Source organism: Streptomyces sp. NPDC058650, assembly GCF_042717315.1.
Classification (GTDB): Bacteria; Actinomycetota; Actinomycetes; order Streptomycetales; family Streptomycetaceae; genus Streptomyces.
Genome location: NZ_JBHXRL010000070.1, coordinates 1 through 1,253, shown reverse-complemented (window position 1 = coordinate 1,253; position 1,253 = coordinate 1). Strand labels below are relative to the sequence as shown.

Here is a 1,253-nt window from a genome sequence, read left to right as displayed (position 1 = left end):
CTGCTGGGATTCTCCGAGCGGGAAGTCACCGCTGACACGCGGATCTTCGGAGACATCGCGCAGCGTTGGAGCCTGTACAGCAAGTCAGGCACCCTCGACGGCCGGGTCGCCGACGGCTGGGGCCGGAAGGCAACGCATTTCGTACGTACGTCGACCGGCTGGCGAATCAGTGCCATCGTCTGGCAGGACGGCGCGGAGGGCACCGAGATCCCCACGGCCGAACTCGAGTGAAAAGCAGAAAGCCCCTGAATCATCAGGGGCTTTCCATGGCGGTACCGGTGGGATTTGAACCCACGGTGGGCTTTCACCCACACAACTTTTCGAGAGTTGCACCTTCGGCCGCTCGGACACGGTACCGAGGACAATCGTAGACGACGAGGCCGAAAGAACAAAAACGAGCGGATGCCTCAGCCGACGTTCAGCCGGCATGCAGCTCACGTGAAGCGTGCGGGCATACGTTCTGCTCGTGACCGTCTCCCCCATCTCCCGTGCCGACGCCCCGCGCCAGAGCCTCACCGCCGGCGCCCGGCTCGCAGCGTCGACCGTGCTCGGCTCGTTCGGCGTGCGTCCGTTCCGCGAGCGGGTGCGCGAGAACCGGTCGACCCTGAACGAGACCCTGCCCGTGCACTCGAAGTGGTGGCGCGACCACGCGAAGAGCGACGGCGAGCTGCTCTACGTCGCGATCGGCGACAGCGCCGCGCAGGGCATCGGCGCCTCCCGCCCCGACCGGAGCTACGTCGGCCAGATCGCCGACGAACTGCGCGAGGCGACCGGTCGGAGCGTGCGCGTCGTGAACCTCAGCGTCTCGGGTGCGACGACCTCGCTCGCCGTGCGCGACCAGCTGCCGCGATTCCGCGATCTGCGCGGCCTCCGGCCCGACGTGGTCACGGTCTCGATCGGCGCGAACGACATCGCCGAGTGGGACCCGGTGCGATTCGATCGCAACATCCGCTCGATCTTCGCCGAACTGCCGCTGCACGCCGTCGTCGCCGACCTGCCGTGCTTCTACTTCCCGCAGAACGAGCGCAAGGTCGCCGAGGCGAATCGGATGCTGCGCGCCGCCGCCCGCGAGCACGGACTCGTCGTGGCGCCGCTCCACGAGGCCACTCGGCGCCAGGGCCTTCGCGGCATCCTGACGCAGTTCGCGCGCGACATGTTCCACCCGAACGATCACGGCTACGCGGTGTGGGCCGAGGCCTTCCGTCCGGCGCTCGCCTCCGTGCTCGGGTCGCGACGCCGCGAGACCGCGACCT

General features: G+C 68.5%; 1 protein-coding gene, 1 tRNA gene and 1 pseudogene. 2 read left to right on the top strand and 1 reads right to left on the bottom strand.

Going from position 1 to position 1,253, the window contains the following annotated elements; all coding sequences use genetic code 11:
* Positions 1-231, top strand: a pseudogene (locus tag ACFWWU_RS37305) (N-acetyltransferase); the annotation flags it as partial.
* Between the two features lie 36 nt (positions 232-267).
* Here the strand turns inward: ACFWWU_RS37305 and ACFWWU_RS37300 are convergent.
* Positions 268-357, bottom strand: a tRNA-Ser gene (locus tag ACFWWU_RS37300).
* Between the two features lie 109 nt (positions 358-466).
* On the opposite strand from ACFWWU_RS37300, the gene ACFWWU_RS37295 reads away from it, so the two are divergent.
* The coding region (locus tag ACFWWU_RS37295; RefSeq protein ID WP_384153666.1) for an SGNH/GDSL hydrolase family protein at positions 467-1,253 on the top strand (787 nt) is incomplete at its 3' end.